The sequence below is a fragment of the Bradyrhizobium sp. CB3481 genome, assembly GCF_029714305.1.
GTDB lineage: Bacteria > Pseudomonadota > Alphaproteobacteria > Rhizobiales > Xanthobacteraceae > Bradyrhizobium.
In genome coordinates this window covers 1,901,006-1,915,760 of record NZ_CP121647.1, presented here as the reverse complement: position 1 = coordinate 1,915,760, position 14,755 = coordinate 1,901,006, and the positions used below count along the sequence as shown (strand labels likewise).

Annotated in this window: 10 protein-coding genes and 4 pseudogenes; 6 read left to right on the top strand and 8 right to left on the bottom strand. The window is 59.1% G+C overall.

The genetic code is table 11. The features are described from left to right. The first annotated feature begins 1,074 nt into the window (after positions 1-1,074). The 3 genes from QA643_RS09165 to QA643_RS09155 all read left to right on the top strand — a co-directional run bounded on the left by QA643_RS09165 (position 1,075) and on the right by QA643_RS09155 (position 2,648). A complete protein-coding gene (locus QA643_RS09165; protein ID WP_283032863.1) occupies positions 1,075-1,434 on the top strand; it encodes a hypothetical protein in 360 nt (119 codons plus the stop codon). Positions 1,435-1,478: 44 nt separating this feature from the next. Beyond that, on the top strand, positions 1,479-1,856 hold the full coding sequence (locus QA643_RS09160; RefSeq protein WP_283032862.1) for a hypothetical protein: 378 nt from the start codon (positions 1,479-1,481) through the stop codon (positions 1,854-1,856). A 549-nt stretch (positions 1,857-2,405) separates the two neighbouring features. Then, positions 2,406-2,648, top strand: a complete 243-nt coding sequence (locus QA643_RS09155; RefSeq protein WP_283032861.1) for a hypothetical protein — start codon at positions 2,406-2,408, stop codon at positions 2,646-2,648. A gap of 56 nt (positions 2,649-2,704) precedes the next feature. Here QA643_RS09155 and QA643_RS09150 read toward each other — a convergent pair. The 7 genes and pseudogenes from QA643_RS09150 to QA643_RS09115 all read right to left on the bottom strand — a co-directional run bounded on the left by QA643_RS09150 (position 2,705) and on the right by QA643_RS09115 (position 9,240). Next, positions 2,705-3,219: pseudogene (locus tag QA643_RS09150) on the bottom strand (hypothetical protein). Between the two features lie 403 nt (positions 3,220-3,622). Continuing rightward, positions 3,623-4,133: pseudogene (locus QA643_RS09145) on the bottom strand (outer membrane beta-barrel protein); the annotation flags it as partial. Positions 4,134-4,641: 508 nt separating this feature from the next. Beyond that, positions 4,642-5,160, bottom strand: a complete 519-nt coding sequence (locus QA643_RS09135) for a DUF1269 domain-containing protein (protein WP_283032860.1) — start codon at positions 5,158-5,160, stop codon at positions 4,642-4,644. Beyond that, positions 5,153-5,311, bottom strand: coding sequence for a hypothetical protein (locus tag QA643_RS09130; protein WP_283032859.1), 159 nt, complete (start codon positions 5,309-5,311; stop codon positions 5,153-5,155). Before QA643_RS09130 ends, QA643_RS09135 begins: the two co-directional genes overlap by 8 nt. Positions 5,312-5,480: 169 nt before the next feature. Further along, positions 5,481-5,999 (bottom strand): hypothetical protein, encoded by a 519-nt coding sequence (locus tag QA643_RS09125; protein ID WP_283032858.1) that lies wholly within the window; start codon positions 5,997-5,999, stop codon positions 5,481-5,483. Positions 6,000-6,312: 313 nt separating this feature from the next. Further along, positions 6,313-6,534 (bottom strand): hypothetical protein, encoded by a 222-nt coding sequence (locus QA643_RS09120; protein WP_283032857.1) that lies wholly within the window; start codon positions 6,532-6,534, stop codon positions 6,313-6,315. 1,669 nt (positions 6,535-8,203) lie between these two features. Then, a pseudogene (locus tag QA643_RS09115) lies at positions 8,204-9,240 on the bottom strand (IS110 family transposase). 157 nt (positions 9,241-9,397) lie between these two features. Between QA643_RS09115 and QA643_RS09110 the strand changes: the two are divergent. From QA643_RS09110 to QA643_RS09100, 3 genes and pseudogenes are all read left to right on the top strand, one after another. After that, positions 9,398-10,835, top strand: a pseudogene (locus tag QA643_RS09110) (IS1182 family transposase). Between the two features lie 373 nt (positions 10,836-11,208). After that, positions 11,209-11,751, top strand: a complete 543-nt coding sequence (locus tag QA643_RS09105; protein WP_283032855.1) for a DUF2380 domain-containing protein — start codon at positions 11,209-11,211, stop codon at positions 11,749-11,751. 235 nt (positions 11,752-11,986) lie between these two features. After that, positions 11,987-12,439, top strand: a complete 453-nt coding sequence (locus tag QA643_RS09100) for an SgcJ/EcaC family oxidoreductase (RefSeq protein ID WP_283032854.1) — start codon at positions 11,987-11,989, stop codon at positions 12,437-12,439. 70 nt (positions 12,440-12,509) lie between these two features. On the opposite strand, the gene QA643_RS09095 is transcribed toward QA643_RS09100, so the two are convergent. Beyond that, positions 12,510-14,717 (bottom strand): DUF3141 domain-containing protein, encoded by a 2,208-nt coding sequence (locus QA643_RS09095; RefSeq protein WP_283032853.1) that lies wholly within the window; start codon positions 14,715-14,717, stop codon positions 12,510-12,512. Between the last annotated feature and the right edge of the window lie 38 nt (positions 14,718-14,755).

The window sequence follows — 14,755 nt, the reverse complement described above, 5'->3', positions numbered from 1 at the left end:
TTGGTATCCGGCGTCGGTGCAACTATAGATCGATGGTCGCGGCGGTCTAACCTCGCGCTTAATCTTCCTTAAGTTGGAAGCAATTGCAGGCGGTCTATCGCGCATGTCGATTGCTCGATGGCCATTGACGTAGCCAGATCACGGGCGCGGGATGGGGCGCCCTTTTGGGCAAGGGGATAATCTGATTTGCTGATGGCTTGTCAGCTGAAGCGCGTGCATCCGGTGCGCGCCTTAGAATTTCTTGGGCTGTATCCCAATAGGCCACGGCGGCTTTCTCATCTGTGGCAAGATCAACGCTCCTCAGATCCGTGGTACCGTGGCCAGGTGTCATTAGCGCGGTGAGACGCCCGCCATGAGTGGCCTCGCTCAAAGCGAACGGCGGCGCTACGGGATAAATAAAACATGCGGCCAAAGTAGCAGCTGCTAACGTTGTAGGTATGATGATGGGCCAAATGGTCATGACCTTCTGCCCAGCGCTAGCGTGGAAGTCATTCTATGAGAAATCCGTTGCTGGAAATCACCAACGACGACAGAACCGCCGCGCTGTCCTCGAATCATTTTGACTGTGCGACGAGCTAGTATCTTACCTGGGCTATTGCAATGAAGGCCCATCGTATGATGTTTGAAGCACTTCTTATGGCTCTTAGCGTTGGCATTTTTGTTGCCCACACCTTGGATGCGTTCCGAGAGTGAAATACCTTCGAAAGAGCCTTCCGCCTCGCGAGGCCTTGGCTACTTCGACACTTCCCAGCAACGTTGTGATGCCCTAGAGCTCGTCACTCGTGTCGTGATGTTCGGCGGCAACCTAAGCGGCTCTATGAGCTTCGGCGCGGAGAAGGGCTTTGTCAAAAGCGCGACTCACCCTGAGTTCAAGGCGGCCCTGCGAACAGCGGGGCTGCCGCCCCCCGTCATGTAAATTACCGGCAAAGGAAACTCCATCGGCCAGGAGACGATGCCTGAGCTCAATACCAGACCCGTCGTTCAGGTTGATGTCGAAATCAGGCAGAGCGCGGTGTCAAGATCAGCGTGAGTCTTGAAGGCCTCTCCAGACGAAAACAGGATGGGTTCGTACGCATGATGACGAAGCAGTCTCTCGATTCCCTTGAGCACTCCATGGTCATCATCAACGACTACAACTCGGTTCCGATGTCTCAAGCAGGCTATCCGGCATTGACCACAGCCCCCCGCTCAAGTCAAATCGCGTGCAGTATCGTTCCTACGATATGCGGTTCCGGTTATCTGCGGTTCATTCGACGTGAGAACGCCGGCTCGTTCCGAGAAACTAAGGCGGTCTGTCCAATATTGAACAATCTAAACCGCGCAGGGGGAGCGGTGAGTGAGCAGTCGTTCACGCAGATGAATGTGACGTTTGATCCAGGTCAAGGGCGCGAGGCTCCGGTGCGCGAGGCTTCGGTGACAGCCGCGGTAAAGTGATGTGCAGATGTCCGCGGCTTTCTCTCTCGAGAAGGAGTACGCTGATGTTGAGCCGACTTTTCATCGCTGCGGCAGCCGCAGCCATGCTGATTGTTACGTTCACTCCCGACGACGCGTTCGCCCGCCGTGCCGGTGGCATGCGCGCTGGAGGCTTCCACGGCGGCGGTGCCGTGCGAGCGGGTGGCTATCGCGGCGGCGCGGTCGCCGCTCGTGGATACCGCGGTGGCGCTGTCGCTGTACGCGGCGGCCGTTACGGCTATCGAGGCGCCTACGCCTATCGCGGCTACCGCTACGGTGCCGGTGCAGCGGCGGTGGGCGCGGCTGCGGTCGGTGCCGCTGCTGCGGGGGCCTACTACCGCCGCGGCTGCGGCTACGACGCCTACGGCAGCTGGGTTTGCCCGGGCGGGTACTACGGATACTGAGTGGCGCAAATCGGCGGCACGGGTGCTCGACGGTGAAGGACGCATCGTCAGCACAAGTGTGCGGACTGTACTTGTGCCTTGCATCGCGGTGCATGGATTCTACTTGCGCCTTCGCAAAGTCGGTGGCGGCTTAGGGAACCGCCAGCCGCTCACGCAATTTACGAATCGCTCGGCATCAACGCAGAGCGCCTATAAAACTCAACCTGACAGGAGAGTGCTATGCGTAAGAAGCTCTTGGCCGCTCTGGGCTGTATCGCCCTCACCGGCGCGGTGTTGACGTTGACTTCATATGAGGCGTCCGCAAGGTTCGGCGGCGGCCGAGGTGGTGGCTTTGCTGGTGGCGGCTTTGCGGGGGGTGGAGGCTTCCGGAGTGGTGGATTTGGCGGCGGTGGCTTCCGAGGTGGAATGGTGGGGGGCGGAGGCTTCCGGGGCGCAGGATTTGCAGGCGGCGGATACCGTGGAGGCTTAGCCGGTGGCGGGTTTAGGAACGTCGGCATTGTAGGACGACCCGGCTGGGGAGCCGCTGGCCCGATCGCAGGTCGTCCCGGGTTGGGTGTCGCAGGCCGTCCCGGTTGGGGTCGTCCTGGCTGGGGTGGCGGGTGGGCCGGCTACCGTCCGGGTTGGGGCCGCTATGGTTGGGGCGGATGGGGCTGGCCGATTGCTGCCGGCATCGTCGCTGCCGGCGCTTGGGGTTATCCGTATGGCTATTCGGGCTACAATGGCTGCGTGGTATGGGACGGCTATCAGTACGTGAACGTCTGCTATGAATCGTACGGCTATACGTACTATTGAGGGCTGATATTGGCGGGCTCATCCCCGTGCCGACAGACCTTGTGTCGGCCTCTTTTTTAGCCCGCCACACCTCCTCTGAGGTTGAAGAGGAGAACCCGTCTGGTGGATCGCGCATGTGCGCTGACGCGTTCTCGTGGCTTTAGAGCGAGCGGAGACTGGGATTGCCAATTCATTGTTGCCCAGCATGGTCGATACATCTCTTGCAAGGGCCTGCCGCTTAGAAAAATCGTGCGAGGACTCAATCCACCTCTGCGAGTAATCCAGCGTCGCACCGGCGACGGATACCTCGAGTATAGCATCAAGTTGCTTCGGAGGTGAAGGCACGCCCGTTGGCGCCGTAATTCCAAGCCGCATGGATCCAAGCCTCGCGCGTGATGTTACGCAAAATCCTGTCGGAAGGGAGCGCGCTGAGAACCATGGTGCACGCCGAGGCACAGAGACCATCGATGATGACGGATTCGCCCGATGAAACGAGGCGCTCGTACTTGAGGATGTAAGCCGCAATCAAGCCGCCTCGATCATTCGTAATGCGCACTGCAGACGTTGCTTCTGACAGATCCAGAAACAACAGAACCGCTAGGTTCGTGGCATTATCTGGGCGCGCAAGACGCGCGTCGGCTGCCGGTTATTTAGCACCCGCTGTTCGATCCAGTTACAGTGCCGAGACCTACGACAGCCTCCGCTCCATTTGCGAAGAACGAGCTGGTAGAGCTGCTGGCGTCATCGACAGCTTTTCCTCTCTCCTATCGGAGTTCGAGCAGGGCTAGATTGGTGGTGGTCGTCGACGGAAGGCGCACCATTCTTAGAACTGTGGGGCAGGCCCTGCCGCACCGCTGGGAACGCAAGCAACTGCTCTCCTTGCAGTTACAATTCAGCTGCCAAAAGGGCCGCATCGCGCAGCCTTCCGCCGCGCCCAAACAAAAGCCCTTGGGCACTCCCAAGGGCTTTCACGTTCGTTTGAGACAAGGCGTAGCTCAATAGCGGGCCACCACTGGTCCGCCATAGCCACCAAAGCGTAATTGAGGCGCAGCGTGACCATATCGACGTCTTGGCTGATCCGGTTGGCAAAGCCGGCAATACGCGGATCGACAATCGTGAATGAGTTATTGGCATCGCCCATGAACATTGGTCGTACTCGAGAGCGACCGACCAATTCGATGCGAAGCCATACTCAAATCCAACACCCACGACTCCGACCCAACGGGTCGAGCTTGCCGCGGCCAGCTCAAAGCCGGTTAGGTTATCGAGGATGCCAAAGCGCTTGCTTGTCACCGCCGCGCCGCCCTTTACGTAGAGGAGCGCTGCGTTCCAGGCGTAGCAGCCGATCTGGCCGGCAAAGAGGCCGATGCCATTGGTTTTGATGCGAGTGGAGAGCGTAGGATCGAGTAGGCTGACGCGAGTGTGGCTGAGATCCGCCCAATCGCCCTGAGCTTCCAGGCCGAACACCCAGGTGCCCGCCTGCCAGCGATAGCCGATCTGGCCACCGTCATGCTGCACGGGATTTTGGGAAGAGGCGTACCGTTACAAACCCTGGAACTACTCGGATGCTGTACTCGATGTATCCGTCACCAATTCAGAGATGGCTCGATGGTCGCGGCGGGTTTACTCCTCGAACTGTGTTTCTTCGAGGCAAGCAGTTAGAGGGATGTATCGGCCCTGCTGGCGGGGTTTAGCCACATGATCATTAGGCGGTTGACCAAGTTGCAGGGTTGCTAATCTTCTCACCCGAGTGAGTGATTTCCGCCGCGAGCGCGCTGGCAGCCTTCGAGTTGCTAGTTTTTTCGCTGAACTCTAGCGCCAGATCAAATAGTGCATTGCAGTCTGCGCGTCGGCATTGGGACAATCACCCCTATCGTGTCGTATAGAAAGATGCTCCCCTCGTCACCCTTATGCTACGCACTGGTGACGAACCGCGGGCGATCACCGCCTCGCCATTGATCAGGAATGATGCCCTTGATGTGGCTGGCAGCGTCGACGAGGCCGGAATCGGTCGCTAAACGCGTGGCAAATCAGGCGGTACCGCCGCTTTGACCTCTGCTAGAGCCGCTTGCAAGGCGGCTTCCTTAGTGTGGTCGAGAGAAGTCTTTAGCACCGTGCCGCCTTCGCCTTTGAGCCTCTCAAGAACCTTGTCCGCTGTGACTTTGCGAACCAGTACGAAGAGCGCTGCGGTTCCGGGTTGAACGGCGGCAGCGGTCTCTTTCATCCATTTGTCGTTGATGCCGACATCCGTCAAATATCCGCCGAGTGTGCCGGAGGCCGCGCCAAGGGCAGCACCGGCTAGCGGCATCAAAAAGATCAGACCAATCAAAGTGCCCCAAAAGGCGCCAGTAGCCGCACCCGCAGCCGTGGTGTTGATCAATTGATTTAGCTTGATGTTTCCATTGCTGTCTTTCACCGCTATCACGGCATCGCCGAGTTCGATCAAATACTCCGTCTGCATGGCGAGCAATTTCTGGCGAACCTCCTCAGCCTTCGTCTCGGTCGGAAATGCAATTACGACAAGATCACTCATCTGCTTTGCTCCTGTACTCGAACGAGAGACTCTTCTTCCAGTCGTTCTTCCTGACGATCACTGTCCGATCTTTCTTCGCCTCATCATACAGCACATGCCCGAGAACCCCGACCTTGGTGCCCGATAGCGCGGGGTCCTGAACGTCGAGCATGCGCTTGTTCGGACCTCGCATGAAGGGCCAGCAATCTTGTGACCTTTCCGCCGTAAACGCTCTCGCTGACGTTCTCGTCAACAAGCGAGATCCGCCGGCCCGCGCGCGGCAGGCAAACCGGCACAGATTGCGGGGCGTCGCTGACGCATGGTTACCGCATAGTTCCTGCTTATTGGCGCTTGCCAGTCGCGCTGAACGTGTCGGTCCACGTTCGTTGCCACTGCTCCGCTAGTTTCATCCACACTTCGATTGGGTTCGGTGTTCCGGCTGCGGTTGATGTGAGGCTCGGCGACGAAGTTAACTTTGACAGCATCCCCGCTGGCGACGCTGTCGGGTTCGGCAATTTGAGCTGCTCTTCCCAGGCGTCCATCATTAGATCCATCGTTTCAACTTGCATCTCGGCAACATTTTTTAGCTGTGAGCGGGCGGCATCGACGACCTGCGCTGGCCACCCGAGTGTCTTCGCGGCCACAGCCATCTGGTCGAGGACGCGCCGCTCGCCATTTTTCTGGTTTGTGTCAGCAATTGCCAGGTGGCCAATGATTTCAAGGCTGCGTTTGCCCCGTCGAGGGCCTCTTTGGTTAGCCCAGAGGCGGCGATAGGATTGAAGGCGCGAGGTTTGGTCTCCAAGAAGTCGAGAGACATGAACTGTTCTCCTTTTAATCCTCCACCCGCCCAACGCTTTCACGAGACACCGCGGAGGGCTTGATGCAGATCAAGGAGACGGTGGACGCTCGGCGGATTAACCTGGAGCGACCGCAGGAAGCCGCTGAATGGACCCTGGTCTGGATCGTTCCTATTCAATGGGTCTTCGTTTCTGGTGGTAGCACGTGGGTTGACGCCGCGGATCAGCGCGGGGCGGGCTCACTACGCTTGGGACCCTCTGCGGTACGCGGGGAATGAGCCGCTCGTCGAGGACAATGAATGCAGCAAGGGCCGCGACCGCCAGCGACCCGACCATCAACGCGATCAGGATAAGGCGTCCCTCTCCATAGCGCGCGTTACCGAGAACGCGCTTCTTTGGCTTTCTTCTCGACGCGGAAGCCCTTGAATTTTTTGGAAGCCTTCTTTTTCGTGGCTGAATTTTTGACCGCCATGAACTCGCCGGACGTCTTGCTGCGCTTGGTCCAGCCGGTCGCACCGCCGATCTTCGTTTTGGTCTGCGAGCGCTTCTTCCCAGCGCCTTTCCTAGCATTGTCGCCAGTGGGTATGTTGACGGCCATCCCAACCTCCTCGTTGTTCCCGTAACCGGAACGTAAGTAGATGGAAGAGGTTCTCGTAACCGCGCTGTGTACGGCTTGCACTCCGGCTCCAGAGCGTGAGGCGAGTCTAGCTGGTGAACCCGTAGGCCTTGCGGGGCACCTTCAATCGTCCGGGTCTGTCGCATTGATGCTGTACAGGCCGCGCAAGGTGCGCCACCGCCTCTCAACCGCAGGCCCTTTCCTAACGAGTGGCCGGTCTAGGTGGTTCTCACAAACTACCGGATCTTGTCGCACTTGGGGCGGTGCCGCAATTCAATGCGTCCGAAACCAATGTCGGTGCAGTCGCCGGGTTCCGCTAGAGATGTACGCGCTTACTTTTGTTGTAGCGAGCGAAGGCTGGCCGGTGCTGTGATTTTCGGCGCGGTCCTTTGTGCTGGTCACACGCAAGGCTTGCCTCCAGGCGCCTTGGCTCCCTCAGCCCCCCACCGGAGCTGGGGCTCTTGGTGCAGAGACATCACCGCCCTTCGGGTCAAACGTTTCGTGCTAGGTCAGAGCGGCTCACTTTTAGGTAGCCGGCTTCAGAGTCATTCTCCGCTGCCGACCGCGTGATGCTGCGTTCGCGGGCGTTGGAGATCTCCCGGTTAGCGGCGGAGCGCTCGCTGTCGGCCTGTCCGCGGTGAGCGGGAGTCGGCTCCACTCACCCAGGGGCCATCTCCATTTCGCGGGAGGGGCGTATCCCCAGAGTCCCGGAAAATTCTGGCGGCGAGGAACTGTTGTGGCAGCAGCCGATTGAACGCGCGCGAGGAGCGCGCTGCTGCCATGCGCCTTCAGACATATCGCGACGAAAATCGCTCTCTTCACTTCGATATAATCGGCGAAGGCGGCCACCCTTGGTCGATTGATTTGGTTGCCGTAACTGCTGCTGGCCTCTTAGTGACGGGCTTAGCCTGCGCCGTAGTAGCCTGGTGGGTCCGCTAATCGGCCGGATGTATTGGATCGTTCCCTCAACTCCCGGCTGAGGTTTTTTCCCTCTTTCTTTCCGCCAGAGCGCATGTGCGCATGACTTGCCGCACTTGGTTGCCGAGTGCATTTGCGCGGGGTGGCCCGCGGCGGGACCACGCACCGGAGTGGATCCCGTTAAGTGAGCTGATGTTAGTGCTGCAGTTGGACCATGCGCAAGAAGAAGGTTGTAATCGGCAGAGGTTTGGGCTCCTCACGTGATAACAAGATCACCTTAGCGAGGATCGCCACCACATAGTGATCACTATTGCGGGGCGAGATGTCGAGCAGAGTATGGCGTAGATTGGCGGATGTACCCAATCCGGGCGACCCAAGAGGCCCCGGAGGGATCATCTCCGGGGGCTTTTTCTCTTCCCCTCTTCGCGTCCGGGCTTGCAATTAGACTGCAAAGCCGACCTGAGTCGGTCATCGGGCATGTCGTCTTTTGACCCTGGCTGTTCTCTAATTCCGGGTGTGAGGTCAAGCTCTCCTTGAACATCCTTGCCGGGTCCATGGTTCTCTCCGCGGTAGGGACGTGCCCTCCGCATGATGGCGTAAGATGACGTTAGCGGATCAATGTGTGAAGCGCGCTTTGCCCTCTCGAGCACCGCAAAGCCCGGGGCGATCTCACCAACGCCAGCGTCCCGGCAGGGACGTTCACTCCCGCTGTTCGGCGGGAACTCGTTATCCTTTATGCAGGCTGATCAGCAGCGTCCTTTGACCATCTAAATTCGGTACCATCGATCCACATCCGATGCAGAATGACAGCAAGTTTTCGGGCAACCGCAACCCTGGCTTTGCGTAGCCCGCTTCGTTTCGCAAGCCGAATGCCCCAGGCTTTGAGTGCTGACCATTTTGCTACGCGTGTGAGCAGCACATTAGCCGCCTCGTAGAGGTAACTACGCAGCATCTTATCGCCGCATTTCGAGATTCGGCCCGTCCAGTCAATCTCGCCGATGCGTATCGGCGGGTCGTCAGCCCTGCGTAGGCTCCGACGCTTCGTGATCTCTTGAAGCGAGCGGGGTCATCGATCGTCGCAAGGAAGCAAAGGACCGTGACCGGGCCGATGCCAGGAGCCGTCATGAACCGTCGCGCCTGAGCATTATTGCGAGCCAGCCGCAGCACCTTGCGGTCAAGGTCCGCAATCTGTTGCTCGACGGCCTCGCGTGCCTTCAGCAATGGATCTACCGCGGCAAGAAGCTCTGATCGATCCTCGGCTAACTGCGCGGCGCGCGCAGCAAACATATTCATCTTTGCTCGTCCGATGACGAGCCCGAGATTCTTGAGGAGCCCCCGGATTTGATTTTCGATATCCCGCTTGATCTTGACGAGCAGAGCTCGGCTGACAAGAAGGGCTTTGGTCGCATGACTATCGAGATCTTTGACGCAAATCTCCTTGTACCAACCACATTGCATGATACGCGCTATGCCAGCAGCGTCATTCCGGTCGCTCTTGTTGATCTGCATCTTCAGAACCGCCTTTGCATGCCTGGCGTCAATACAGATAACGGGTAATCCGATCTTATTCAGCTCGGTCCACAACCATGTCGACGTTGCTCCGGTCTCGAGTCCAATCCGAACGACGTGTGGCGCATGCAATTTGATGAACGTCCCGATCGCCTCCGGGTCGGACGTAACTACTCCTTCGCGCTCGACCTTTCCCGTTCGATCGACGATGCAGATAGAAGTCAGTTTCAGCGACACGTCTAATCCGACATAGTGCTCCATTGCCTCTCTCCGTCATTGCAAGGCCCTGAGGTAGGCCTCATCGAGTCCTGGAGAGCTGATTCCCAGAGCCTGAGTATGGCTCCGAGCCCGGAATTACCCCATGTGTGAAAAGTCGCGAGTCGGGTACGATTCCTCCGTTTCCTGATGGGGGATACGGATGGGACGCTTCGTTGAAGGCGCGGACAGATCCCAGCTAACGCTCTTACCGGAATGTCTGGAGGATTGGGTAGGCGAGGACAACGCGGTCCATGTGATCGATGTGTTCGTCGAGGCGCTCGACCTGCATGGAATGGGGTTTGAGCGTGTGATCGCCAAGGAGACGCGCCGGCCGTCCTATCATCCGGCAGTCCTTCTGAAGCTTTACATCTACGGTTATCTCAATCGGGTAAGTCGCCGCCTGGAACGTGAGGCATGCCGCAATATCGAGGTGATGTGGCTGATCGGCCGCCTGGCTCCCGATCACAAGACGATCGCCGATTTCCGGAAGGACAATGGTGGGGCGATCCGGAAGGTTTGCGCAAAGTTCGTTGCGCTATGCCGGCAAATGGGCCTGTTGCAGACCCCGAGCGTCGCGATTGACGGCAGCAAGTTCAAGGCGGTGAACAGCCGCGATCGCAACTTCACACATGCCAAGATGGCGAGGCGGATGGCGCAGATCGAGGAAAGCGTCGGTCGATATCTGCGTCAACTCGATAGCGCCGATCGGCAGGAGCCTTCGGAAGCGATCATCATCAAGACGACGAGGACAAGGAAAAGATCGCTCGACTGAAGCAGGAGATGAGCCGCCTGGAAGTGCTTGACGCGCAGATGCGCAACACGGCGGATCAGCAGATATCGCTCACCGATCCGGATGCCCGTTCGATGGCCACCAGCGGACGCGGATCGGGCGTCGTCGGCTACAATGTGCAGATCGCCGTGGACACCGAACACCATCTGATCGTTACGCACGAGGTCATAAACGTAGGCAACGACCGTGGGCAGCTTGCTCGGATGTCGAAGCAAGCCAAAGAAGTGCTCGAAGTGGACAAACTCGAGGCGGTCGCCGACCGTGGCTACTTCGACGGAGAGGAGATATTAGCCTGCGAAGAGGCTGGCGTTGCAGTCACCTTGCCCAAGCCCATGACGTCGAACGCCAAGGCGGAGGGCCGGTTCGGCAAACAGGACTTCGCCTACCTGCCTGATGAGGACGTCTACCGCTGCCCATCCGGCCAGCTGCTGCCCTATCACTACACCAACGTCGAGCATGGAATGACGCTGCGCCGTTACTGGTCGCAACGGCGTGCCAAGGCTGCGCGATCAAGAGCCAATGTACGCTGTCCAAGGAGCGCCGCATCAAGCGCTGGGAGCATGAGCATGTGGTCGAGGAGGTCCAGAGACGACTCGATTCCGATCCCGACGCCATGCGGACGCGGCGCGAGACGGTCGAGCATCCCTTCGGCACGATCAAAGCCCGTATGGGTGCGACCCACTTCTTGATGAAGCGCCTACGGAATGTCGCCGCTGAGATGGCGCTGCATGTTCTCGCCTATAACCTCACACGGGTGATGAACATCGTCGGCAAACCGAGCCTGATTGCAGCCATCCGCGCCGCCTGAAGGCCGGAAAGTACGCCCAAAAGCGCAATACCGCGTCGCCACACCCACTTTGGCCGGTCATTGGACGATCCGACGCGAGAACATCGGCCGCCTGTAATAATTGGCGACCACCGCCGCGTGCCGGCCTATCCGTTTGCACACAACCAAGGCCCTTAGCCGAACTGCCTACGAGTGGCCGCAAAGGCCGCTTTCGGAGAAGAAGCGAACCTGACGAACTGAGCGGTCGCATCGCCGCTTGTGATCCCACTGCAGACATTAGCGCTGCGCTCCCATGGGCGGCCGCGCAGCGTTACCAAGGATTAATTTTTTCGACAGGAGGTAGAAAGAATTGATCTTCTAAGATGGCCTCAGTAGCGGAAGATCAGTCATCGCTATGCGCCACGCCGCCCTCTTGCACGCTCTTGCCAAAGTCGGCCTGTTCACCGGTCTGTTCTTGGGATCCGGCCTCATCTCAGTTGCATACGCCGCGAACGCCGACGACGCCTTGGCCGTCTCGGTCGACGATTTCTATTATAGAGACACGTCGAACGAGCCCACCGATCAGACGGCCGTGCATGAGAAGCGATTGCGGGCTTTCATGACTGCGCTGCGGGACGATGTCACGGCAGACCGCCGTTTTGAGCTCGTGCCGTCCAGCTGCGGACCAAATTGTCCGACCGACGGACCGGCATTGCGCGATCGGCTGCGCGCGGCCTCACAGGCCGGCGCGCAGATCCTGATCATCGGCGGCTTTCATAAGATGAGCACCCTAGTGCAGTTTGCGCAGACTGTTGCCATCGATACAGCATCCCAGCGTGTCGTGTTCCGGAAGTACTTCCAGTTCCGCGGCGACAATGACGAGGCATGGCAGCGGGCGGAGCGCTTTGTATCGGAGGAGGTCCGCGACCGGCTACTTGAAAGCAGATCGCCGCAATAGGCTACGCGCGACGCATGTGCATGGTCACCCGAGTCCGGTTTTGGCCCTCAGCTGAACTGCCTTTGAGCGGTCGGAAAGGCCGCTCCCACAGGAGAACCGGACCTGACGAGATGAGTGGCCAGACCGCCGCTTGTGATCCAAAGCGGTCACTGCAGCGCAATGGCTAAACGCAATTGCGTTTGCTATACTGCCTGCCCTTACAAAGGGTTGTGCTTGTAGCAAATGGGGGGAAGTAATGACACGAACTGTCACGCTCGCATTCATTGCAATGATACTGATGGCCCCCACTCTGGCCTTGGCTGGCCCGTCGGAAGATGCAAATGCTGCAGTGGACCGTTGGTCAGTTGCGTATGGCACCAATGATCCAGAAACCATTGCTAAGACCTATTGCCCGACTGCAGTCCTTCTCGGAACTGTTAGCCCGGTCATCTCCGAAGGGACGCAAGCGATAATAAAATACTTCACACCCATAAAAGGGAGCGGCAACACAAATGCGGTCGAAGAGCGGCGCACGATAACGATCAACGATAGCGCCGCCGTAGTCACCGGCTTCTACACGTTCACTCGTATAGTGGATGGCAAATCAGTACCAGGTCCGTCGCGCTTCACCATGCTCGTCACTAAGCAAGGAAATGAGTGGTGCATCGCACATCACCATTCCTCGCCTCACGTTCTTCAGAAGAACTAAAGAATTTAGTTGCGCGATCACCCGCGCGGACGCATGCGATAATACGAAAAGCTCGGGATGGGCCGCCCGACTAGGACGCCCTCCTTCCCAGCTTTCCGGAACGATCGACCGCCGCATCCAGTCCGAACAGGTTCGCGACCTGCTTCAGGCGAGCCGCCACCTCACCTGAAATCTCCGCGCTGGCCGAGAGGACTTCCTGTATCGACGAGAACACCCGCCGGCGTTCGTCCATATTCTCCGGCAGGAGTTTTGGAATGGCGGCAAGCGCGGCCTCCCGGTCGAGCAGCAGCATGAAGAATTGTTCCCGCACCAGCATCTTGAACTCCGCCAACTTGATCCGTGCGGACTCGTTCGTCTGGCGCAGCCGCCGCAAGGCCTCGAGGCTGCGTTCGTCCACCATGCCGCGGGCCGAACCGACATAGAGCAGCGCCCGGAGGCCGGCCTCTCTCAAACCGCCTGCTTCGATCTTCGACTTCAGCTCGGCGATACGTGCCTGCAGGAGCGCCCGGTGCTTCTCATCCATCTTCCGCGGCGCCGAAGGCGTCGATTGCGGATCGACCCCGACCGCAGCCTGCAAGGCAGGCGACCCATAGATGGACAGGAACATCGCTTCGCTGAGCGTCTCCTGCGCGTCGCGCCACCGGTCGAGCGAGCTGACGATTTGCCTCGACAGCCGTTCCTGGAAGGCCAGGAAGGGGTTGTCCTCGGCAACGGGCTTACGCTTCTCGCGTACCTTCTCGGCCGCGTCCTCCACCGTCTTCATCCACGGATTCTGGCTGCTGAACGCCTCATATTGCACCCGCAGCGGATGCCAGTTGCGCATCAGCTCCGCCATTCGAGGCGTCACCATCGACTTGATCCAGGGCTGAAGATACTTCTGATACGCCGCAAGATTGATTTCCGAAACGCGCTTGGCGGTCTCGAAGCGGCGCTCATCCTCGGGAGAATTGCCGCCCATGGCGCGGATGTCGTCCAGAGTCCGCGCCTCGCAGCGCATCACCCACTGGCCGACGGCAAGCTCGTCATTGATCGTATCGGCGCCCCTCGCCTCAAACGTCGCCTCGTAGAGGCCGGGCGGCAGCACATCAATCAGGTCGATGTTGCTGGAGAACTCGGCGTGCTCCTTCTTGGCTACGCCGCCGGAGACGAAAATTCCGAGATGACCGATCGTCTCGTGCACCGTATAGACGATGGTCTGTCCGTATGCCCTGATCTCGTCGACGTCGGCGTAGAGCTCAAGGATCCAGTGCAGCGCCTGCTGCGGTGGGGTGATGTTATCGCCCTTCGAGCAGAACACCACGATCGGCGAACGGACGTTGCGGAGATCGACCGCCGTACCATCCGACATCTTGACGCGGCCGGCTGCGAGATTGTTGCCGATGAAGAGTTCGTCGACGATGAATTGAATCTCCTCGGCGTTCAGATTGACATGTCCGCCCCACCAGCGCTCGAACTCGAGATAACGGTCGGCCTCGGTGTCGACCTTGGAATACACGTTGTATTGCTTGGCCCACAGCGTATTGGACGGATTTTGATTTTCGAAGTTCTGCACCAGCCAGGCGCCGTCGAACTTGCCGCCCCCGAGATCGCTCGATAGCGCGGTCAGCCAGCTTCCGCCGAGCAGGCCGCCCGAATAGCGCATCGGATATTTGCCGTGCACACCGGCCCAGTAGGCAAGCGGCGCGCCGGCGATAATCAGCGGGCCGAACAGTTCCGGCCGCAGCGACGCCAGAATCATGACCGCCCAGCCCGCCTGGCAGTTGCCGATCACACAGGGCTTGTCATTGGCCTCCGGATGCCGCTCGATCACCTTTTCGATGAAGATCGCCTCGGCGCGCGCGATACGTTCGATGGTCTGACCCGGCATCGGTTCGGGCAGGAACCCGATGAAATAGCAGGGATGGCCCGCCTTCATCGCGACCCCGATTTCACTGTCGGCTTTGAAACCGCCAATGCCCGGTCCATGCCCGGCACGGGGATCGACGACGATGAACGGCCGCCGTTTCAAATCGATCTCCACGCCCTTGGGCGGAATGATCCGCACCAGCGCATAGTTGACCGGTTGATCGAGTTTGCGGCCGTCGATGACGAGTTCCGCCGCATAGCTCAAGACATGTGGCGCGGCCTGCGCCACATGCTCGCGATACTGATCGCCGCGCTGGCGCATGATGTCGAGGAGCAGCACACTGCGTTGCCCGGCATCCACCATGTACTCAACGGCCGAAGCGACGAGTCCTGACATCGGCCCGCCCGGCAGAATTGCATTGTTCGTTGGCATGTTCGACCTCGATTTGTCGCGAGACCAGTCAAGCGACC

Excerpts from the sequence above, each read along its gene's own strand:
- QA643_RS09165 (WP_283032863.1), top strand. The coding sequence starts at position 1,075 with ATGATGACGAAGCAGTCTCTCGATTCCCTTGAGCACTCCATGGTCATC.
- QA643_RS09160 (WP_283032862.1), top strand. The coding sequence starts at position 1,479 with ATGTTGAGCCGACTTTTCATCGCTGCGGCAGCCGCAGCCATGCTGATT.
- QA643_RS09135 (WP_283032860.1), bottom strand. The coding sequence starts at position 5,160 with ATGAGTGATCTTGTCGTAATTGCATTTCCGACCGAGACGAAGGCTGAG.
- QA643_RS09130 (WP_283032859.1), bottom strand. The coding sequence starts at position 5,311 with ATGCTCGACGTTCAGGACCCCGCGCTATCGGGCACCAAGGTCGGGGTT.
- QA643_RS09120 (WP_283032857.1), bottom strand. The coding sequence starts at position 6,534 with ATGGCCGTCAACATACCCACTGGCGACAATGCTAGGAAAGGCGCTGGG.
- QA643_RS09105 (WP_283032855.1), top strand. The coding sequence starts at position 11,209 with ATGCGCCACGCCGCCCTCTTGCACGCTCTTGCCAAAGTCGGCCTGTTC.
- QA643_RS09100 (WP_283032854.1), top strand. The coding sequence starts at position 11,987 with ATGACACGAACTGTCACGCTCGCATTCATTGCAATGATACTGATGGCC.
- QA643_RS09095 (WP_283032853.1), bottom strand. The coding sequence starts at position 14,717 with ATGCCAACGAACAATGCAATTCTGCCGGGCGGGCCGATGTCAGGACTC.